Source organism: Paenibacillus sp. FSL R7-0179 (assembly GCF_038002265.1).
GTDB lineage: Bacteria > Bacillota > Bacilli > Paenibacillales > Paenibacillaceae > Paenibacillus_AQ.
Genome location: NZ_JBBOCC010000002.1, coordinates 552,631 through 573,452, shown reverse-complemented (window position 1 = coordinate 573,452; position 20,822 = coordinate 552,631). Strand labels below are relative to the sequence as shown.

The following is a 20,822-nucleotide window of genomic DNA, read 5'->3' as shown; positions in this document are numbered from 1 at the left end:
GTTGTCTGGTGATCCTGCTGTCTGTTCCGTTCATTTGTTCCAATCATGACCCGTCAGCCTCCCTTCTCTAAATGATAAACCCAATAATATATGGCCTTGCAGCAGATTGTCAACCCTTATTCTGGGAAAGAATTATTTTACTTAAATTTGGACCAGTCCTGATTGCTGTTCTCCAGCAGGTGGCCGAAATCGTTTTCCAGCCGCTTCTGCTCTGCCTTGCGCTTATCCTCGATTGCCTTCAGGGCAGCCTCCTTCTTGTCCCGTTCTTCAGCCTTGAGCGCATCGGACTGCGCCTTTAGCTTCTCCAGCACCTCGCCGCTCAGCATATCCTTCAGGGTTGCCGGAGCATCCGTTGCCGCCGGGCGAGGGGCCGGTGTATTCTTCTTCTTTTTTGCCATAGGAATCATCCTTTCATACGGGTATAATCCTTCAAATTTGTTTTAGGTACAGGGAAATTCGTTTATAATGTACAGTAAGAGGTGAGCCTAATGAAATCCACAGAGTTATGTCCAAGATTACAAAAAAGCATGGATATTATCGGCAGACGCTGGACGGGCTTAATCATCTATCAGCTGCTCTTGGGCCCCCAGCGCTTCGGGGAAATCGAGTCTTCCTTGCCTGTCAGCGGCAGGCTGCTGTCCGAACGGCTGAAGGAGCTGGAGCAGGAAGGCATCGTGCTTCGCGAGGTGTTCCCTGAGACCCCCGTCCGCATCCAGTATTCACTTACAGGCAAAGGCCGGGCGCTGGAATCCGTCATCCGCGATCTTCAAGTCTGGTCGGAATCCTGGATTACGGAAGAGGAATGCCGTTCCGCCTTCAGCGCTCCTCCGCACCCTCAATAAAGCCTGTCTAATTATATATTTACAGCTTGCGGCCAATGATGACCAGATCGCGCGAGATACCGTCAAGCACCGCAACTCCCGGCAAAAGTCCCCACTCCTTGAAGCCGAACTTCCGCAGCAGGGCGAGGCTGGGCTCATTATGGCCAAATACGAACCCGACCAGATTCTGCAGCCCAAGGCGCGGACATTCCTCCACCGCCTTGGCGAGCAGAATGCTTCCCGCACCGCTGCCGCGGAATTTCTCATTTACATAGACACTAATCTCTGCTGTTCCATTATAGGCCGGACGGCCGTAGAAGGACTGGAAGCTGAACCAGGCTGCGATCTCGCCACCCTGTCTCAGTACCCACAGCGGCCGGTGATGGCTGTTATGCTCATGGAACCATCCCACCCGCTCCTCTACTTTTACCGGTTCAAGATCCGCAGTTACCACTCTTCCGGCAACCGTCGAATTATAGATCTCCACAATTGCATCCAAATCCTCTATTACTGCATCCTCTATACTGTAAGCCTGCCAATCCATCCAATATGTCCCCCTAGTTGTGGTATAAGCATCCGATACAGTGATTATACTGCAAGCCTGTCTTATTACGCAGCAGTTCTACAATTTCAACACCCTGAACCAGCATTATTCAAGCCCCGTCTGCTCCAGACTCCACTTCCATAATCGTGCGCCCGCTTCTGTATCCTCCGCCCGCGGCGTCAGTTCCTTGATCTTGCGGCGGTAATAATATTGCCCGCTTACCCCGTCCAGCTCCGGCACAGTCGCCAGCAGGATGGCCGTATCTGCTCCCTGCTCAGGTGTCAGGAAGAAGCGGGACAGCAGCTTCAGTACTCCGCGCCCAAAACCAGTCTCCCGGTTCACCCCGATACTCGTCCCCACCGCGCCCGGATGCAGACAATTCACCGTAACCCGGGTATCCTTCAAGCGCGCAGCCAGCTCACGGGTGAACAGAATATTCGCCAGCTTGGAGCGGGCGTATGCCTTCGCCGGATTGAAGCCGCGGGATAACGTATGATCCTCCAGGTACAGCTTGCCGAGCTTATATGCTCCCGAAGCCACAACCACAATCCGGCCCTGTTCAGCAGCCTTGAGATTATCCAGCAGCAGATGGGTCAGCAGGAAGTGCCCCAGATGATTCACGCCCAGGTCCAGCTCGTAGCCGTCCGCCGTCAGCTCACGCTTCAGTGCTACCACTCCTGCGTTATTAATTAGAACATCCAGTACAGGATACTCGGCAGTGAACTCCCCGGCAAAAGCGCGGATGCTATCGAAGGAAGCGAGATCGCACAGCATCAGCCGGATCTGGCTGGATCCGCTCTGCCGCACAGCATCGGCAAGCGCTTCTTCCCCCCGCTTAAGGCTGCGGCAGGCCATAATGACAGTAGCCCCTCTGCGGGCCATTTCTACGGTTGTAGCCAGCCCCATCCCGGAGTTGGCGCCGGTGATCAGCACTGTTTTTCCTTGCATGGACATCTTCCCCTCTCCTGCATACAGGCCCTAGCGGCAATTGTGCCGGGCTGGCCTAATCCGAGTAAGTATATGCGTTAAGCTCATGTTACATCATTTCAGAGGGTTAACATAGTCCAAAAACCGCCACTCTTCACTTCCAGTCCGGACGCAGCGCAATCAGCCGGTCATCCTGCGCCTGTGGGCCGCCTCTGCCGTCGCGGTTGTTGGTCATAAGGTACAGGGTGCCATCCGGCCCTTCCGCCACATTGCGGATTCGTCCGTACTTTTCCTTGAACAGACTGGTTATTGAAGGTGCTTCGCCCGCTGGCGGCAGCGATACCCTTAGGAGCTGCTGCCCGGCCAGACTGGCAACCAGCAGCTCACCGGCCCAGGGTCCCTGCGTAATGAAGGTCATTCCTGACGGAGCCCAAGTCTCCTCACCGCTGTGGGCCAGCGGAGCTGTCAGCTTCGGCTGACCCTCTCCGGTCTCATCGCCTTCGATCAGCGGCCAGCCATAGTTGGCTCCGGCCTTGATTAGGTTCAGCTCATCATGACTGGACTGGCCATGCTCGGAGCTGTAGAGCGCGCCGCTCTCCGGCTGCCAGGCCAGCCCCTGGGCATTGCGGTGACCCATGCTGTAGACCGGCGAGCCGGGCCACGGGTTGTCTTCGGGGATGGAGCCGCCGGGCGTAATCCGCAGGATTTTGCCGCCCAGACTATTCTTGTCCTGCGCCAGCTCCGGCTCATAGCGGTCACCTGTGGTGATGTACAAATTCCCGTCCGGCCCGAGCTTGATCCGTCCGCCGTTATGATTGGTGTCGCCCGGTATGTGATCCAGCAGAACCCGGCTGATCTCTGCTGCTTCTCTTCCAATCTGAATCTGCAGCACCCGGTTCGCCGGTTCGCCCTCTTCCGTGCGGTAGGTGTGATAGACATAAGCCCGTCCGTTCTGCTCAAAATCAGCATCAAGCGCAAGCCCCAAGAGCCCGCCTTCTCCCTTGCTGACAAAAGGTTCCGAGAGCTTCAGCAGCGGAGTATCGCGCAGCTTGCCGTTCTCCATGACACGCAGGCTGCCGGAACGCTCGGTAATGAAAATCCGTCCATCCGCTGCAAACGCCATCTCCCAGGGAACCTCAAGGCCCCTGGCTACAGTCTCAGCAGTATAGGGTAAATCCGGGGATACACCCGGAGCTTCATCAGGCTGGGCGTTGACCGGCGGACTGCCTTCTGCCCCATTCTCCTGCAGACTATCCTCCTGTGCAGCGGGAGTGCAGGCTGACAGCAATGTCATCATCAAGACCAGTGTTACACGCAGCAGACAGGTACGGGAGAGCAGCCGTATTTTGGTTACAGCCATGTTTCTAACCTCCTTCAGGTATTATCAAATCCTGATTGTGGCAACTATTACCCTGTGCTTCTCTCCCTCAAACGACTGAGGCTGCAGTGATAACGGGAGGTGCAGCATCCATTTTTATGAATTATAATGGGAACATTGCTGTTCAAGCGTGTAGATGAAAGGGGAACTATTGAAATGAATGCAGCTCTGCAACAACTGGAGCAGGACATGACAGCCGCAAGCCTGGATGCCCTGCTCGTAACCGATCCCAAGCATGTGTACTATTTGACGGGCTTTGCCAGCAACCCGCATGAACGTTTTCTGGGCCTGCTGCTGATCCGGGGCGAAGAACCGGTGCTGATCGTTCCGGCGCTGGACGCCGAAGCCGCGCATGCCGCCTCCTCGGTGAAGACGATTCTGACACACAGCGACACGGACAACCCGTACGCTCTGCTGAAGTCTCGCTTCGGCAGTGTAAGTCCGGGCAGCATCGGCATCGAGAAGGAACACTTCTCGCTCAGCCGTTATGAGCTGCTCGCAGAAGCGGTCGCCGCCGGTTCCTACCAGGATATCGGCCATCTGCTCCGGGCGATGCGCGCGGTCAAGACCCCGGAGGAAGTGCGTATCATGAAGCATGCCGCCGAGCTGGTGGAGGAGGTTCTCCGCCAAGGCCTGGCGCATGTCAAAGCCGGAGTCAGCGAGATTGAACTGGTAGCGGAGCTGGAGTATCTGATGAAAAAAGCCGGCGCCTCCGGCCCCTCCTTCGACACGATGGTGCTGTCCGGTTCGAACACGGCCCTGCCGCACGGCGTACCAGGCGAACGCCTGATTCAGCCGGGCGGCCTGTTAATGTTCGACCTGGGTGTCTATGCCGGAGGCTACGCCTCGGACATTACACGCACCTTCGCCGTGGGGGAAGTAGACAGCACGCTGCGAGACATCTACAATACTGTGCTCGCCGCTAACGAAGCGGGTATTGCCGCTTCTGTAGCTGGAGCGACCTTCGGTTCTGTCGACAAGGCCGCACGTGATGTGATTGATGCCGCAGGTTACGGGAAGTACTTCATGCACCGTGTCGGACACGGGCTGGGCATGGATACCCATGAGTATCCTTCGCTGCACGGGCTGAATACGGATATTATCCGGAACGGCAACGTCTTCACCGTAGAGCCGGGGATTTATGTGCCGGGTCTCGGCGGTGTGCGCATTGAGGACGATGTGCTGGTCACCGCCGAAGGTCCGCAGACGCTGACCAGCTTCCCCAAAGAATGGACAGTGCTTAACCTGTAATTCTGCCGAACGTTCAGGAAGCTTCAAGTTAGCGCGCGAGTCCGCTATACATCACGGCACACAAAAGCCCCAGTCTCCCGATCTTCGGGGCTGGGGCTTTAATCGTCGGGAGGCTTACTCCCGGATAACAGACTTCTGCTCATCTTCGGCGAATTTGAAGGAACGGCCCAGATACAGCACCGGCGTGCCGGCGGCCGTGAGAATGAACTTGGACAGGTAGGTGGTCAGCAGAATCTCGGTCCACACCTTCATGTCATAGGTCCCGGCAAAAGCAATCGTACAGAAGATCAGCGTATCGACAAAGGAGCTGATCATCGTGCTGCCGTTCGAGCGAATCCATAGCTGCTTAGAGCTGCCGTAATATTTTCGTATCCAGGCATAGAGCCGTACATCCAGGAACTGGCTGATAAAATAAGCGGTCAAACTGCCCAGCGCAAGTCTCGGCATCAGGCCAAATATCCTCTGCAGTGCGGCTTGGGCAATGTCCGTCTCCTGAGGCTTGAACACAAGCACCATCTGCATAATGACGGTCGTCATGAGCAGTGTGAAGAAGCCGAACCACACGGCGCTCCGCGCTTCAGCCCGGCCGTACCGCTCATTGAGCAGGTCACTGGTCATATAGAGCGTGACATACATCGTATTGCCCAGCGTCATTACAATATCGAACGGCATCGCAATGGTCTTAGCCACCTGGATATTAGCGACTACGGTCGCCATGCCGACCCAGGCGTAGAGCCCTTTTTTACCGAATAAACGGTAGCACAGCAGAAAAAACACAAAATTAACGACAACAAAACAAACGCCCCACAACAAGTTAAACATAATGCCTGGTATTCCTCCTAGTTTTGGTTACGCGGGATGGTTACGAACCGCGGATCACAGTTAAGAAACAAAACATAACTACTCTATCACATACAAAGCTAACATGCTATGAAATTTTAAATTTTCAGAAAAGCAGCAATTCCTTGCTTCTTTTTGCCGAAATAGTGATAGAGTCATTAAATATTCAGGTATTTCTGAAAATAATGCAGCAAATAGCAATTTTTCACTATTCAACCGGAGGTTAATTCTATAGAATATGGAGATTAAGATGCATTTCACGTAAAAAGGAGCGAATGCCATGTTTGGCTTCAAAAAATCAATTAGCCGCAAGTTTACGCTGTTGCTGTTCGTCGTTCTGCTACTCACTTCTCTTACGCTGAGTATCAGCTTCTACATTATATCTATCGGCACCATTAACAGCTATGTCATTCCGCAGATCGACAAGTCTCTGAGTGCCGCAGCCCAGGATGCCTATAAGAACCTGAATGCAACCAGTGCGCAGCAGACCCTGAACAAGAATGAGCAGGCCAGGACCAACGTCGAATTCTATCTGGAGGATAAGCGTAAAAAGCTGGATGTGGATACGATCTTCCTCATCAATCTGAAGGATGGCCAGGCCACTGTCCTGACCGCAGATCATGGTGCCAAGCTCAAACCGGATGAAGCGATAGAAGTAACGCCTGCCATGGAGCAAGCCTCCAAAGGAAAAACAGGACTTAGTGAAATGTATAGTGATAGCCACGGTATACATAAAAGTGCCTATGTCGGCATTCCCGGAACAACCATGATTGTTGCCGCAAGCGCAGATATGGACTTCGTCAAAGACAAGATGAGCAGCATCCTGTGGACAAGCGCAGGTATTACCCTGTTGGCATTGGTGGTAGGGGTTACTGCCGCAGGCTTCATGAGCCGCAGAATTACCCGCCCGATCACTAAGCTTGCTGCCTACAGCAACAAGCTGGCAAGCGGCGACTTCACCGAAGCGTTGACTCTCAAAGGTACGGATGAAGTTGGACAGCTCTCCGAGAGCTTCCGCATCATGAGTGAACGCCTGAAGGAGATGATCGGACATGTGCTGGATACCTCCGGGACCGTAGTGGCCGATTCCAATGATCTGAAGACGCGTGTCCAGATCCTTAATGAGATGGCTGAACATTCAGCGGCCTCTGTGGAGGAGATCGGCAAGGGCAGTACCATGATTGCCAGCAGCGCGATGGATAACTCCCGCGCGATGGATGAGATCAATATGGGCATCCAGCATATTGCCTCCGCCGCCGGTGAGGTCACCGAGCAGATCAGCGAAGCATCCACCGAAGCCCAGAGCGGCAATGATATTGCCCAGAGTGCAGTGGAGCAGATGCGCCAGGTAGAGCAGGCCTCCGAACAATCGCTGGAGCAGTTCCGCTTGATGAACGAACGCTCACTGATGATCGGTGAGGTCGTGCAGGGCATTACCGAGATTACCAAGCAGATTCAGATGCTGTCGCTTAATGCCTCCATTGAGGCCGCCCGTGCCGGGGAGCATGGCCGCGGATTCGCTGTGGTGGCCGGAGAAGTGCGCAAGCTCTCCGAGCAGTCTAAGGAATCCAATGAGCAGATCCGTGAGTTCCTGATGAGCCTGCAGGAGGATATGAACCAGTCTGTATCCGAAATGAACCATGTCAATGCGGAAGTGGCCTCCGGGATGAACAAGGTGGCCGAAGCCGGCAATGCGTTTAACCACCTGCTGATCCTCATTCAGAGCATCAATCACAGCATCCAGTCGGTCTCTGCCGCCACTCAGCAGATCTCGGCAGGCACCGAGGAAGTCAGCGCCTCTGTAGAAGAAACGGCGCAGATTACCGCCAAGTCGCAGCAGAATGCAGACACACTTGCCGACAACTCGTCCCGCCAGCATGAGGAGCTGGAGGGCCACGCCCAGACCGTCGAGCACCTTTACCAGCAGGCCGTGAAGCTGCAAAAGGCCGCTCAGCAGTTTAAGATTTGAGGGTGCTAAGCGCGGTCATGTGGAGATACCGAGAGCGCAGGAAATGTACTAGAATGCTGGAAATTCTGGCTACCTCCAGCTTCTGGGAACGCTGCTTCTGGAAGCGTTTAGTCACTAATTACAGGGTAGCGGGTAGCAAGGCAGGTTTTAGTTGGATAAATGTATCCTAATTCAGTAATTATGGAACATTGGAGGATTTTAGTTGGAGAAGTGTAACTTATTTTCAGCGAATTCTCTTTTTTCGGTAATTCCAGGTTGTTTAAGTGCCTTTTTTCCAACTATTGCTTAGCAAGGTGCTAGTGGTGCATGAACAAGTGCCGAAAATCCAACTATTTTTGATGCTGATACTGATGCTGATGCTGACCTTGACGCTACCCGGTTGGACCGGCTAACTAATTACTCAGCTAACTACTCAATTAACTAATTGAAAAAACAGTTCCCGAGGCGATATAGCCTTTGGAACTGCTTTTTTTTGAGAAGTGAAGGTTGTTGCTCAGTGCCTTGGCGCCCATAAAATGACGGATACCCCGATGACGCAGATGCCGGCTCCGATCCAGTCGTAGAGATCCGGCGTCTTGCGGTCCACCAGCCAGCCCCACAGTACAGCCAGTACGATGAATACTCCGCCATAAGCGGCGTACACCCGGCCAAACGAAGGGAACTTCTGCAGGGTCGGGATTATACCATAGGCGATCAGGATAACCGAGCCTGCCAATCCATACCATAACGGGCGTGATTCCCGCAGCCAGAGCCAGACGAGGTATCCGCCGCCGATCTCAGCGAGACCAGCTACGACAAACAGCAGCACAGCAAGCAGCATCGCTATTCTCCTCCTCCCGGCAGGTCCATGATTGCATATACGGCAGCCATATTCAAATGGGACTCTACTGCATCTGCCAGCCGGTCGAATTCCTGCTCACGGAGTGCAGCAGCCGAGAAAGTGGCGTTCAGTGGTGCCAGTCCCTTGGCAATGCGCAGTCCGTTCAGCCAGCTCCGGCGCAGAGCATCATTATGAAACAGCCCATGCAGATAACTGCCCCAGACTCTGCCATCCCGTGTCCCCCAACCCTCCGGCACAGCCTGTCCCTCCGGTCCGGCCAGTGTAAACAGACTAAGAACCGAAGACGGATCGTGGTTCGTGGTTGTTCCCATATGTATCTCATACCCGGCGACAAGCAATGCTTCCGGTGTTACACCGGTGGCTGCGTCGCTTAAGCGCATGGGGTGGTCCGCAGCCAGCCCTCCGCTTACCCGCACCGTAGTCTTATGCTGGAGAAAAGCTGTTGAGAGCGGCAGATAGCCCAGCCCCTCGCTCTCCCCCGGTTCGGAACTCTCTACAGCATAGGGATCAAGCAGCTTCAAGCCCAGCATCTGATACCCGCCGCAGATCCCGGCAAGCTGCTCTGTTCCCCGCTCCAGCGCACGCTCGATTGCAGCCGGGAACCCCTGCTCGCGCAGATATTGCAGGTCAGCCGCGGTGTTCTTCGTGCCCGGCAGGATAATGACATCCGGTGTTCCAAGCTCATCTGCCGACTGCACATAACGTACGGCAGCATCCGGCTCCTCCTCCAGCGGATCGAAGTCGGTGAAGTTGGAGATCCGCGGATAACGGATGACTGCGATATCAAGCTCCTTCGCGGACTCCTCCCGCTGGCGGCCGGACGTTCCTTCCAGAACTACGGAATCCTCCGCCTCAATCCGCAGCTGCGGCAGGAACGGCAGCACCCCGAGTACCGGGATGCCTGTGCGCTCCTCCAGCCAGTCCAGTCCGGGCTGCAGCAGAGAGACATCCCCGCGGAATTTATTGATGATAAAGCCCTTGACCCGGGAGCGTTCATGCGGCTCCAGCAGCTCCAGGGTGCCGACAATGAAGGCGAAGACCCCGCCCCGGTCAATGTCGGCGACCAGCAGCACAGGTGCATCCGCCCATCCGGCCAGATTCATATTGACGATATCCCGGCTCTTGAGATTGATCTCAGCCGGACTGCCCGCGCCTTCCATCAGCACAATATCATAGGCCTCCCGCAGCCGTCCCAGCGCATCCATTACGGTGTCCTTAGCTTCGGGAAGGAACTTCTCGCGGTATTCCCTCGCGCTGAGCGCAGCATGCGGCACCCCGTGCACGACAATCTGCGCACTCATCTCCCCGGAGGGCTTCAGCAGAATCGGATTCATATCGCTGGTAGCCGTAATGCCGAAGGCTTCTGCCTGCATCCCCTGGGCACGGCCGATTTCCTTGCCGTCCGCCGTGACGTAGGAATTCAGCGCCATATTCTGCGACTTGAACGGGGCGGTCCGGTATCCGTCCCGGGTCATAATCCGCCCGATGGCGGCGGTGACCAGGCTTTTGCCGACATCGGAGGCCGTCCCCTGGATCATCAGCACAGCGCCGGACCGCCGCTGACCGGCTTCCGTTGCCCGGCCTGCGGCTGTGTATGCGGCTGTATCTTCCATGTTCATCTTCCTCGCTTTCTTGCTGCTGCCGGCGCTTGGCGGCGGCAGCTGTTGGTCGCCGGGCGTGGTGCGGCGTATAGGTGTAGAGCCGGCTCACAAGAGCTGGACGGCGCCGTCGGTTCTTGCGCCGGGCGAAGCCGCGCACATGGGCTGAACGGCGCAACGAGGACCACTGGTACAGCACCTGCTATTGTGTTCGGTTTTTCGCATACATCAGGCCCCTTACCTTCGCACCAGCACATTGTATTCGGATTTCCGCATACATTCAGGCCGCGCACACCCCCTACCTGCACATTGTATGTTGTTTTCAGCATACATTCGAGCCACAAACATCCCTACCTGCACATTGTATGCTGTTTTCAGCATACATTCGAGCCACACACACCCCTACCTGCACATTGTATGCTGTTTTCAGCATACATTGGCCCAATGACTTCACTTTTCGTCCTTTTAGGGTTCAGCATGCCCACCCGCTAGTGTAAATCTGATGATGCATTAGTCTTCAGCAGATTTTCACTTGTGAGCATTGCTTTAACTCGTCGCTTGCTGAGCAACGCAGTCCCCCGGTTAGAGTGTAGAGTGTGGCTTAAACGCAGTTTGTACAACTAAATCGCCTGTTCTGCCGCCGAATCTCGGTTTAGCTGTATCTCGTGCAATTAAACAGCTTCTAGATCTGGATTTTCGCTCATTCTGGCAAATTTAGTTGTATAGACTACAGTTACAAGAAGAAAGCCTGCTGTTTCACTGTTTTTAGATGCACAGAATGCATGTGTCACTGATTGTTCGCTACGGGAGCGGCGTGAAGCGGCGCATAAATACTGCATAGGTACGGCGCACAATTCAGACTGAAGCGGACTCGGATGCGGGCAGTTGCCGCACGGCCCGCTAAGGCAGGTTGTGCTGGATTAGTACCAGCACAAGCAGGACCACCGTCTCCAGCAGCTCGCCCAGCGCGCCGTAGACGTCGCCGGTGAGCCCGCCGAGCCGGCTGTTGATCCGCCGCGCAGCGAGCCTGCCGCAGGCCGCCGCAGCCAGCGGCGCCAGGATGGCCGCAGCCGCCAGCAGCGGCCAGGCCCCGCTGCCCGCGCCCAGCGCCAGAGGCGCAGCGGCTGCGGCCAGCGTCAGCAGCGCGGCGCTAAGGCCCGCGCGCCGCTCCTGCCGGGCAGGCAGCCCGCCGAAGGTGGCGGCCAGCCCTTCATTGCCGCGGGCCAGGGGATAGCGGGCCATCGCCCGCACCATGTACCAGCGGCCCCAGACCGGCGGCAGCAGGAGCAGCGGCAGCAGGCTGAAGCTGCCGCCTTCGAGCCATGCCGCCAGCAGCGAGGCCTTCAGCAGCAGGAGCAGCACGCAGGCCAGCACGCCCATAGCCCCGACACGGCTGTCCTTCATGATCTCAAGCATCCGCTCCCTGGAGCGGTAGCTGAGCAGCGCATCGGCGCTGTCCATCCAGCCGTCCAGGTGCAGCCCGCCGGTCAGCCCCACCCACAGGATGAGGGTGACGACAGCGGCAGGCCAGGCTGGCAGCAGCCAGCCTGCTGCGGCGGCGCAGAGTGCGGTGCTAAGGCCGATGGCTGCCCCGACGAGCGGATAATAGACCACGCTCGCGCGCAGCAGCTCCGGCGAGAAGTCTTCCTGGGTGCGGACCGGAAACCGCGTCAGGAACTGAAACGCGGCCGCAGCATTTCCCCGCGCACTCACAGGATATACTCCCGGCTTCTCAGCTCAACTGGGATTCCGGCAGTCACGAGAAAGACCTGCCCGCACCGGGCAGCCAGCCTGGCATTCATTCTTCCCGCCAGATCACGGTACAGCCGCCCCAGCGCATATTCCGGCACAATGCCGTCGCCCACTTCATTCGTAACCAGAATCAGCGTGCCCTCGAAGCCAGAGACAGCCTGCTCCAGTTCGGCAATTGCAGCCTCTGCTAATTCCTGCCTGTCGCTCCGCTCCTCCACAGCCAGTAGCTGATTCGACAGCCAGAGCGTCAGGCAGTCCACCAGCACTGTCTGGCCGCTGCCGGAGAGCTGCTCCAGCAGCGCTGCGAGCTTAAGCGGCTCCTCCAGCGTCTCCCACTGGAAGCCGTCTGCCTGCCGCTGCTGCCGGTGCAAGGCAATCCGCGCCTCCATCTCCGCATCAAAAGCCTGTCCGGTCGCCACATAGACCGCCTGCCGCGAGTCAGACAGCTTGCGGGTCAGACGCTCGGCGAAGCCGCTTTTACCGCTGCGTGCCCCGCCCGTGACCAGAATGCTCATACGCTCTCCGAGCCGGAGACGCCTGCACTCTCGAAGGTCGCCATCTCACGCATAATCCGGCAGACCGCTTCGATGAAATGCAGACATAGCGCACCCCCGGTGCCTTCGCCCAGCCGCAGGCCCATATCAATCAGTGCTTCCAGACCGAGGCGGTCAAGCATCAGCTTATGCCCCTGCTCACCAGAGACATGGGAAGCGATCATGTACGCTGTGGATTCCGGCGCTAGTGCCCGAGCGATCAGAGCTGCCGCCCCGGAGATAAAGCCGTCCAGAATGACCGGAATCCGCAGGGCCGCCGCTCCGAGAATCAGCCCGGCCAGCCCGGCAATCTCAAGCCCCCCTACCTTAGAAAGCACATCTACCGGATCAGCAGGGTCGGGGTTATTTACCCGGAGAGCACGTTCAATTACCGAGACTTTGTGCTGGAGCCGCTCATCGTTAATGCCTGTCCCGCGTCCTGCCGCCGTCTCTGCCGGAATGCCTTCAAGTGCGCACAAGACCGCCGCACTCGCTGTCGTATTGCCGATGCCCATCTCCCCGGTAATAAAAATCTCCGTACCGTTCTTCACCGCCTCCTGCGCCACATGAACTCCGGCCAGAATCGCGCGCAGTGCATCCTCCCGGCTCATCGCCGGACCTGCTGCCATATTGTCTGTGCCCCGGCGGACCTTGCGGTTAATCAGCTGCGGGTGATCGATATCGCCGTTGATCCCGATGTCCACGAATTGTACCTCAGCACCGCCTTGACGGGCCAGCACATTCACAGCCGCCCCTCCGCCGAGGAAGTTATAGGCCATCTGCATGGTCACCTCCTGCGGAAAAGCACTGACGCCTTCACAACAGACCCCATGGTCTGCGGCCATAACCACTACCGTTCGCTTGCTGTAGCAGGGCTGCTCTACTTTGGAGATTCCGGCCAGCCGGACAGCCAGCGCCTCCAGCCGCCCGAGGCTTCCGGGCGGCTTCGTCAGACTGTTCAGGCGGAGCACCGCGCGGAGTGTAGCTTTTTCGTCAGGCGGAGCAATCCGTCCGGTTACGTCTTGAATGGCTGAGATCATTAATAATGCCTCCTATTAGTTAGTGCGAAAGCGGACTCCCGCTGCAAGAATACATCTGTGTCTGCTGATCAGGTTACACTTACATAGTTTACTGCCAATAATCTCTCTGCCAGCCGGCATCCATCCTCCTGCACCAGTTGCCTCTCCAGCCCGGCCTTCCCCTAGTACAATCCAACCCAAAAGCCCCCAACTTCGAAGAAGAGGGCTTCCTGATCCGGCGGCGGGCCGGAATGCCGTTTCAATCTCCCTATTTCTTCCTGTTAGGATTATAGGGGATATGAAATCAACTTACAATTAGATTTTTAACTCTCATGAAGCCTTCCAGCCGCTCCAGCGCTTCGGTCAGCTTCGCCGTAGAAGCGGCGTAGGAGCAGCGGATGTAGCCTTCCCCTCCATCTCCGAACACATGACCCGGCACCACGGCAACCCCAGCCTCCTGCAGCAGGCGCATGGCGAACTCTTCCGACCCGATCCCGGTGCGGCTAACCGAAGCGAAGGCATAGAAGGCCCCCTGCGGCATATGGCAGGACAATCCGGCGGCCCGCAGGCCCTCCACGATCAGCGAGCGGCGTTCTTTGAAGCATGCCTTCATCCGCTCCATATCCGGGAGCGCACTGCGCAGCGCCTCGACCGCAGCAATCTGCCCCGGCAGCGGTGCGCACATGGCGGTGTATTGATGAATCTTCAGCATGGCCGAGAGCAGCTCACGGTTCCCGCAGGCATAGCCCACCCGCCAGCCCGTCATGGCAAAAGCCTTCGAGAACCCGCTGATCACCACGGTCCGCTCCTGCATCCCGGGCAGGGAAGCGATGCTTACATGCTTGCTGTCATACGTCAGCTCGGCATAGATCTCATCGGAAATGACAATCAGACCATGCTCCTTCACCACTTCAGCCACCGGCAGCCAGTCCTCGTAAGTCATGACCGCTCCCGTAGGATTGCTTGGAAAATTCACCATCAGCAGCTTGGAACGTGAAGTAATCGCTCGGCGCAAGGCTGCTGCTGTAAGCTTGAAGCCTTCCTCCACCTTCGTCTCCACCGGTGCCAGTGTCCCGCCGTTCAGGTGAGCGATAGGCGCATAGGCAACATAACCCGGAGAAGGAATCAGGATCTCATACCCGGGAGCCATGAAGGCCCGCAGTGCCAGATCCACCGCTTCACTGCTCCCCACCGTAACCAGAATTTCGTCCGCAGGATCATAGCGCAAACCAAAGCCCTTCTCTAAATAGCCGGCAATTTCTTCCCGCAGCTCCGGCAGTCCGCTGTTAGAGGTGTATCCCGTCTCCCCGCGATCCAGCGCACGGATACAGGCTGCTCTTACCTGCTTGGGTGTTGAAAAGTCCGGCTCGCCTACTCCAAGTGATATAATATCGTTGTTACCCGCTGCCATATCAAAAAAAGCTCGGATGCCCGAAGGCGGAATCTCTTGTAACCGCGGATTAATGAGTTGGCTGTGAACAGGGCTGCTACTTTTATTTTCAGGCAAGGCAACCTTATTCCTTCTTATAGTGCTCATAGCCTGACACCTCCATATTCTACAGTCTGCGCTTGAGGGACATGATGAGTAGGATGAGTAGGATGGGTATGATTGCCATAATCGGCTTGCTGCGCTTCCTTGACTTGCCCCTGCAGCTTAACTCCTGCATCCACAGCCAGCCGCGCTCCCCCGCCAAATGCATTATGCAGCTCCCCGCGCTCACGCAGCGATCCGGTAATGATCTCATCCAGCAGGCTGCTGAAGTCCATCCCGGCTGCCGCTGCACTCTGAGGCAACAGGCTGGTTGCTGTCATGCCGGGCAATGTATTCACCTCCAGCACATAAGGGATGCCATCCTTCAGCAGCATATCCACCCGTGCATACACTGCACATTTAAACGCCCGGTAGCAGGTTAATGCCGCCGTCCGCACCTGTTTCTGCAACGCATCCGGCAGCTGTATAATCCGCTCCTGCGCTCCTCCCTGCTCGTATTTGGCCTCATAATCGAACCAGTCCGCACCCAGCGATTGAATCCCGATGACCGGCAGCAGCTCTCCCCCCAGGATGGAGCAGGTAATCTCCTCTCCCGGGATGTATTGTTCAATCAGCACCGCTCCTCCATCTGCACTGGCAAAAGCTTTGTCCACCGCCGCCCGCAGCTCCTCCGGCCCTCTTACCTTGCTCATGCCGATGCTGGACCCGCCGGAATTCGGCTTCACCATCACCGGATACCTTAGCCGTGCCACGGCCTCCAGGTCAAATTCCCCGATATGGTCCCAGCACACCCAGTCAGGGGTAGCGATTCCGCGGCTGCGGATGATCGTCTTGGCCAGCCCTTTATCCATGCACAAGCTGCTTGCGAGCACCCCGCTCCCGGAATACGGAATTCCGAGCGTCTCCAGGGTTCCCTGCACTGTACCATCTTCCCCGTAGGCCCCATGCAAGGCGAGCAGAGCGAAGTCCAGTCCCTCCGTCTGTTCAAGCAGCTCTTTACGCGAGGTAATGTGTACCGGGATTCCTGTGTATTTTGCCGGATCAAGCGCCTTCAGCATCTCTCTGCCGGTCTTCAGCGACACCTCATATTCGGACGATACCCCGCCCATAATCACACCTACTCTTAGCATATCCGCACCTCATTCTCCCATGATTTGCCGTGCTGTCTTCCCGATGATAGTAATGCCCCGCACAATATCCCCATCCGCCACCCTGGAGAAGCCCAGCCGCAGCGAATTCTGTCCTGTTCCGTCTGTGAAGAAGATATCTCCCGCCGTAAAAATAACCCCCTGCGCGTGACAAGCCGCCAGCAATTCCCTTGTATTGAAGCCTTCCGCGAACGTTACGAACAGATGCAGCCCCCCATCACCCGACAAGGAGGCGTATGGTATATGCTCCTTACAGCAGGCCAGGGTCAGCTCGTATTTGCGTTTATACTCCAGCCGGGCTTTTTTGAGATACTTCTCCAGGTTACCGCCCAGCAGGTATTGATACAGAATGGATTGGTCGAGCGTCGAGGTATGAATGGTCCGCGCCCGCTTCACACTCTCCAGATAATAGATCAGCTCCTCATCCGCCAGCACCCAGCCCACCCTCAGCCCGGGGAACAGGACTTTGGAAAAGCTGCCGAGATACACCACGCCGTTCCCGCCGCCCGCCGCCGCAATTAACGGAGCCACATGGGCGCCGGAATAGCGCAGCTCCTCATTGAACCCGTCCTCGATCACCGGCACGTTGTAGTCCTGCATCAGCTTCATTAGCCCTTGTCTTTTCTCGGGGGACATGACGATGCCGGTGGGATTATGGTAGGAGGGAACCAGATAAGCACAGTCATATGGCCGCGCCTCCAGCGCCTGCTTCAGCTCCCCGAGGTGGATGCCGTCCCGCTCCATCGTGATCCCGTGAATTCCGAAGCCGTGCAGCTTCAGATTCTTGATCGCCGTATGATGCGTCGGATTCTCGCAGACCACTGCGCCATGCCGCTTGCCGAGAGCCGACAGCACCAGGTCGAAGCCCTCCGTGAACCCGTTCGTAATGAGCAGATCCTTCCCGCGCAGATCCACGCCTTTATGCTCCATATATTGCTTGAGATAGTCTATTAACGGCTTATAGCCTTTGGCATATCCATAATTCAGCAGAACGTTGCCCTCAACGGACATACGCTCTAGGAACGCTCTACGCACATGATCCAGCTCGAAGAGACGCTCATCCGGGGCGATGCTGGTAAAAGAAATCGTACCCTTCTCCGCGCGTATCCCCCGCTTCATAATGTCCAGCTCCTCCGCGAGCAGCGCCTGGCTGCTGATCCGCTCTGTCCAGTCCAGCTTCCACGGGGCGGCTTCCGCACCGTTCTGTGCTGCCGCGCCTTGTGCGACATAACTGCCCTGGCCCTGTACGGTATAGGCGAAGCCATCGTCTTCCAGACCTTCATACGCCGAGATCACGGTGTTCCGGCTGACCTTCAGCAAGGTGCTCAACTCACGTGTCGAGGGCAGCTTCTGCCCGCCTTGGAGCGCGCTTTTAATGATGAGATGCTTCATGTAATCCTTCACCTGGATCGATACCGGACGCCCGGCAATGAGCTTGAAATCCTTAAACATCCTGCGATCGCCTCCATAGCTATCATGGCACAGACTTTGCCGTAAAAAAAGAACCACTGCCCCGGGATTTTCTTCCGGGTGTGGTTCTGTGGGGGATGAGGGGCTGGAATGTGGAGCTGGAATGTGGAGCTAATATTGCTTATACATGCGTCTTCTCAGCAAGCCGGTAATGGGGAATACCTGATGCGGGCGGATACGGGCGGGTTGTGATTATCGGGTATTGTCGTGTATTGCCCGGGCACTAATTGAGCGCTGCCTGAGGGTTCTATTGTATTTTGTACAATCAGATAAGCGTATATTGGCCCTTTTTCGTATTCTGCTGCATTATGTGCATTAGAAATTTGGATTTTGGCTGTTATCGGGCTAATTACTGAAATTCTGTTGCAGGAAATACAGCAGAATGAGTTTTGGATACGTTTTTAGATCATTCTGATGTACAAAGTGCAATCACGCGTCAGCGATTGGGTGTAATCATCAGCATTTGCGTTAGAGATAGCGTTAACATGTTCATTAGCGTATTTGTTAGTGTCAGGGTAATCAGCAACATTAGCATTAGTGTGTTCATTAGCGGATCATCACCCGTTAGCAGTTGCGCCATCAGTCACCGTTAGTTCCCCTCTGCCATGTGCCAGCATCCTCCATCCCTCCGCAGGCGCAGGACCGTAACCTCACCAGGAGCCGGTGCTGCTGCGGTATAAAACGTCACGCCTTCGATGATCTGCGCCAGCAGCTGCCGGATAACGCCGCCATGCGTTACCAGTAATATACGGGGTACTGCAGGGGCCTCTGCTTCCTGCTGAAGCTGTGTCCAGAAATGCTCAACCCGGGCGGCGAATTGCGCCCACGCCTCCCCTTGCGGAGGCGTTGCGGACCCGGGGTTGTCAATCCAGCTCTGGTACAGCGGATTATCCTTAAGTTGATCATACGTGTAGCCCTCCCACGCCCCGAAGTCCATCTCCTTTAGCCGGGAATCATAGACTGCCTGCGGCATCAGTCGCGGAACCAAGGCCGCCAGAGTCTCCCGGCATCTGCGCAGATCACTGCAATAGACATGGCTGAACTCTCCGCCAAGCGGCGGCTGAGCCCCCAGCTTCTCAAGCCTTTTTGCCTCTCCCGGCACAAGCGGCAAATCAGTGCTGCCCAGATAACGGTGTTCCTTATTCCACTGGGTATAGCCATGTCGGACTAAAACCAGCTCCAGTTCCGGCTGCGCAGATTGGATGAGTGATGATGGCATGTCTTGCAACTTTGGAGCTGCCTGATCTCCCCAAGTTTCCTGGATGTTCTTAGCTTCCTGAGTTTTTCGAGCATTCTGAGTTTTTCGAGCTTTCTGAACTTTCCTCATTCTGCTTTAGCCCCCGATCCCATGCCACAGCAAGGCAACCGCTGCACAGATGCAGACGAAGATAGCCGAGGACCACATCATCATCCGCGAGGTCACAATAATATCCTCCGGCTCCATCGTCCGCAGCGGATCACCCATGTAAGCTCTGAAAGAAGTTACTCCGTGGTATACATTCTCACCGCCGAGCCGGATACCGAGGGCTCCGGCCACTGCCGATTCCGGGTAGCCGCTGTTCGGGCTGGGATGAAGACGGGCATCCCGGCGAACCGTGTGCCAGCATCTGCGCCAGTCCAGCAGCAGAAGCGCAGCACATAAGGTTAAGAGCAGCGCGGTCATCCGTGCAGGTATGTAGTTGGCGACATCATCCAGGCGGGCGGATGCCCAGCCAAGATCGCGGTATTTATCGTTCTTGTAGCCGACCATGGAATCCAGCGTATTCACCGCACGGTAAGCCATGGCCAGCGGTGCCCCGCCCAGCAGGGCGAAGAACAGCGGTGAGATGATCGCATCGACGATATTCTCCGCAACCGTCTCCACCGTACCGCGCACAATCTCCGGGCTATCCAGATGGCCTGTATCGCGGCCAACGATCATCCCGAGCGCCCGGCGGGCGGCGGGCAGATCCCCCAAACGCAGCTCGGCGAAAACTGCCATGCCCGCGTCCTTCAGCCCTTTGGAGGCAATGGTGGTGGAGATCAGCCATACTTCGGCTGCTCCGGCCAGCCAGGGCGATAGCCGGTAGAGCAGCATGACAACCAGCGCTGTCAGCGCCCATGCGCCGCCTGCTACCAGCAGCGGAAGAAGAATTCCCGCCCGCTTCAGAGCACCAGGCGTTGCAGCGAAGCGGCGAATCCCCCGCTCCAGGGCACTAATCGCCTTCCCCATATAAATAACGGGATGGGGGAGCTTGCGTGGGTCGCCGACTATCCGGTCCACAATATAAGCAGAGAGCAGGATGATAGCAAGCCTCACCTTGGCTCACCCCGCCGCTCTGTATAGTAGTCCGTGTTCGTCATTCCCAGCCGCCGCTTTGAGAAATACGGGGCAGATCAGATCGTGGTGCCTCTGGCGCTTCCGCGTCAACGCCGTGCGCAGCCTGTGATTCTTCCGCGTGTACCCCTTGTGCAACCTCCGATTCCTCCACCTGTGCTCTGCTCACAGATTTCGCTGCTTCCACTGAGCGCAGGCTCTCCGTCACTGCGGCATACACCAGTCTGCCGATGGCTCCGCCGAGGTCAGTCGCCGTCCCGGCATACACATGCTCCGCAGCATAACGGCGGCTTCCGCTCACCGCAAGCACGATAGCATCCGTAGTGGTGCCGGTCGCAATGAGGCCATTCTCGGAATCCGTGATTCCGAGGTCTGCCAGTGCTGCAGCCTTCGCTTCGGTAGCCGTCATCACAGCGTTGACCATGGCCGACTGGGACAGCCAGCCGTCGATACCAAGCATGATGTTGATCGTGCCCGGCCGATAGGCCGCCAGCACACTGCGCTCAGACCCGGCCCGGGCCGCATTGCCCGCAGCCGCTGTGACGCAGCAGAATATGCCCGCTGATCCGGTATCCTCCTCAGCAACGGCGGCGTGCTCCAGCGGAACTGCCGTCATCAGGCCCGCGCAGCCTTCCAGCGGGTAGCCCCACTCCTGAAGCTTGTTTTCCAGATCCTGCACCGGATTGCTGCATTCGTAGTCCCGGCTGACGTATTGATTCACCGCACGCTTCAGACGCCCCGCGCCTCCGCCATATACCGCACTTGATATACTGTCCGCTTCAGCCGGAAATTCCAGCAGCAGATGGCCCTCCCGCCATTCCAGCGCCAGCCCGGGCCATACCTTGCTCTGGTACGCCTTCACTCCGCCTTCCAAATTAAAAGGCAAACGAACCTCGATCTCATCCATGTATCACCGACTCCT

General features: G+C 56.8%; 19 protein-coding genes. 3 read left to right on the top strand and 16 right to left on the bottom strand.

The features are described 5' to 3' along the window. Positions 1-137 precede the first annotated feature (137 nt). Complete coding sequence (locus tag MKX63_RS19190) at positions 138-398, bottom strand: YqkE family protein (RefSeq protein ID WP_341019312.1); 261 nt, start codon at positions 396-398, stop codon at positions 138-140. Positions 399-488: 90 nt separating this feature from the next. Here MKX63_RS19190 and MKX63_RS19185 point away from each other — a divergent pair, with 90 nt between their 5' ends. After that, positions 489-842 carry a winged helix-turn-helix transcriptional regulator gene (locus MKX63_RS19185; protein WP_341019310.1) on the top strand — a complete coding sequence of 118 codons (354 nt, stop codon included), beginning with the start codon at positions 489-491 and terminating at the stop codon, positions 840-842. 19 nt (positions 843-861) lie between these two features. Here the strand turns inward: MKX63_RS19185 and MKX63_RS19180 are convergent, their stop codons facing one another. The 3 genes from MKX63_RS19180 to MKX63_RS19170 all read right to left on the bottom strand — a co-directional run bounded on the left by MKX63_RS19180 (position 862) and on the right by MKX63_RS19170 (position 3,652). After that, positions 862-1,365, bottom strand: coding sequence for a GNAT family N-acetyltransferase (locus MKX63_RS19180; protein WP_341019307.1), 504 nt, complete (start codon positions 1,363-1,365; stop codon positions 862-864). 105 nt (positions 1,366-1,470) lie between these two features. Then, a complete protein-coding gene (locus MKX63_RS19175; protein ID WP_341023125.1) occupies positions 1,471-2,313 on the bottom strand; it encodes an SDR family oxidoreductase in 843 nt (280 codons plus the stop codon). A 133-nt stretch (positions 2,314-2,446) separates the two neighbouring features. After that, positions 2,447-3,652, bottom strand: coding sequence for a PQQ-dependent sugar dehydrogenase (locus MKX63_RS19170; RefSeq protein ID WP_341019305.1), 1,206 nt, complete (start codon positions 3,650-3,652; stop codon positions 2,447-2,449). Between the two features lie 174 nt (positions 3,653-3,826). Here MKX63_RS19170 and MKX63_RS19165 point away from each other — a divergent pair, with 174 nt between their 5' ends. After that, positions 3,827-4,921 (top strand): M24 family metallopeptidase, encoded by a 1,095-nt coding sequence (locus MKX63_RS19165; RefSeq protein ID WP_341019303.1) that lies wholly within the window; start codon positions 3,827-3,829, stop codon positions 4,919-4,921. A 114-nt stretch (positions 4,922-5,035) separates the two neighbouring features. Here the strand turns inward: MKX63_RS19165 and MKX63_RS19160 are convergent, their stop codons facing one another. Next, positions 5,036-5,743 carry a queuosine precursor transporter gene (locus tag MKX63_RS19160; RefSeq protein ID WP_341019301.1) on the bottom strand — a complete coding sequence of 236 codons (708 nt, stop codon included), beginning with the start codon at positions 5,741-5,743 and terminating at the stop codon, positions 5,036-5,038. A gap of 298 nt (positions 5,744-6,041) precedes the next feature. Here MKX63_RS19160 and MKX63_RS19155 point away from each other — a divergent pair, with 298 nt between their 5' ends. Then, complete coding sequence (locus MKX63_RS19155) at positions 6,042-7,730, top strand: methyl-accepting chemotaxis protein (RefSeq protein WP_341019299.1); 1,689 nt, start codon at positions 6,042-6,044, stop codon at positions 7,728-7,730. Between the two features lie 493 nt (positions 7,731-8,223). Here the strand turns inward: MKX63_RS19155 and MKX63_RS19150 are convergent, their stop codons facing one another. The 11 genes from MKX63_RS19150 to MKX63_RS19100 form a co-directional block, all read right to left on the bottom strand. Beyond that, positions 8,224-8,550, bottom strand: a complete 327-nt coding sequence (locus MKX63_RS19150) for a YnfA family protein (protein WP_036727604.1) — start codon at positions 8,548-8,550, stop codon at positions 8,224-8,226. Between the two features lie 2 nt (positions 8,551-8,552). After that, the gene (locus tag MKX63_RS19145; protein WP_445323531.1) at positions 8,553-10,184 is read right to left on the bottom strand and encodes a cobyric acid synthase; all 1,632 of its coding nucleotides are present in this window, start codon (positions 10,182-10,184) and stop codon (positions 8,553-8,555) included. 885 nt (positions 10,185-11,069) lie between these two features. Beyond that, positions 11,070-11,882: an adenosylcobinamide-GDP ribazoletransferase gene (gene cobS / locus MKX63_RS19140; protein ID WP_341019298.1), complete on the bottom strand. Its 813-nt coding sequence runs from the start codon at positions 11,880-11,882 to the stop codon at positions 11,070-11,072. Further along, positions 11,879-12,436 (bottom strand): bifunctional adenosylcobinamide kinase/adenosylcobinamide-phosphate guanylyltransferase, encoded by a 558-nt coding sequence (cobU, locus tag MKX63_RS19135; RefSeq protein WP_341019297.1) that lies wholly within the window; start codon positions 12,434-12,436, stop codon positions 11,879-11,881. Before cobU ends, cobS begins: the two co-directional genes overlap by 4 nt. Beyond that, positions 12,433-13,494 carry a nicotinate-nucleotide--dimethylbenzimidazole phosphoribosyltransferase gene (gene cobT / locus MKX63_RS19130; RefSeq protein WP_341019295.1) on the bottom strand — a complete coding sequence of 354 codons (1,062 nt, stop codon included), beginning with the start codon at positions 13,492-13,494 and terminating at the stop codon, positions 12,433-12,435. The genes cobU and cobT overlap by 4 nt, the downstream gene beginning before the upstream one ends. Before the next feature lie 283 nt (positions 13,495-13,777). Next, positions 13,778-14,884 carry a pyridoxal phosphate-dependent aminotransferase gene (locus MKX63_RS19125; RefSeq protein ID WP_341019293.1) on the bottom strand — a complete coding sequence of 369 codons (1,107 nt, stop codon included), beginning with the start codon at positions 14,882-14,884 and terminating at the stop codon, positions 13,778-13,780. Between the two features lie 122 nt (positions 14,885-15,006). Further along, positions 15,007-16,095, bottom strand: a complete 1,089-nt coding sequence (locus tag MKX63_RS19120) for a D-alanine--D-alanine ligase (protein ID WP_341019291.1) — start codon at positions 16,093-16,095, stop codon at positions 15,007-15,009. A 9-nt stretch (positions 16,096-16,104) separates the two neighbouring features. Beyond that, positions 16,105-17,565 carry an aminotransferase-like domain-containing protein gene (locus MKX63_RS19115; RefSeq protein ID WP_341019289.1) on the bottom strand — a complete coding sequence of 487 codons (1,461 nt, stop codon included), beginning with the start codon at positions 17,563-17,565 and terminating at the stop codon, positions 16,105-16,107. 607 nt (positions 17,566-18,172) lie between these two features. Further along, the gene (locus tag MKX63_RS19110) at positions 18,173-18,802 is read right to left on the bottom strand and encodes a histidine phosphatase family protein (protein WP_341019287.1); all 630 of its coding nucleotides are present in this window, start codon (positions 18,800-18,802) and stop codon (positions 18,173-18,175) included. A gap of 114 nt (positions 18,803-18,916) precedes the next feature. Further along, on the bottom strand, positions 18,917-19,882 hold the full coding sequence (gene cbiB, locus MKX63_RS19105; protein ID WP_341019285.1) for an adenosylcobinamide-phosphate synthase CbiB: 966 nt from the start codon (positions 19,880-19,882) through the stop codon (positions 18,917-18,919). A 40-nt stretch (positions 19,883-19,922) separates the two neighbouring features. Then, positions 19,923-20,807 carry an adenosylcobinamide amidohydrolase gene (locus MKX63_RS19100; RefSeq protein WP_341019284.1) on the bottom strand — a complete coding sequence of 295 codons (885 nt, stop codon included), beginning with the start codon at positions 20,805-20,807 and terminating at the stop codon, positions 19,923-19,925. Positions 20,808-20,822: the final 15 nt, after the last annotated feature.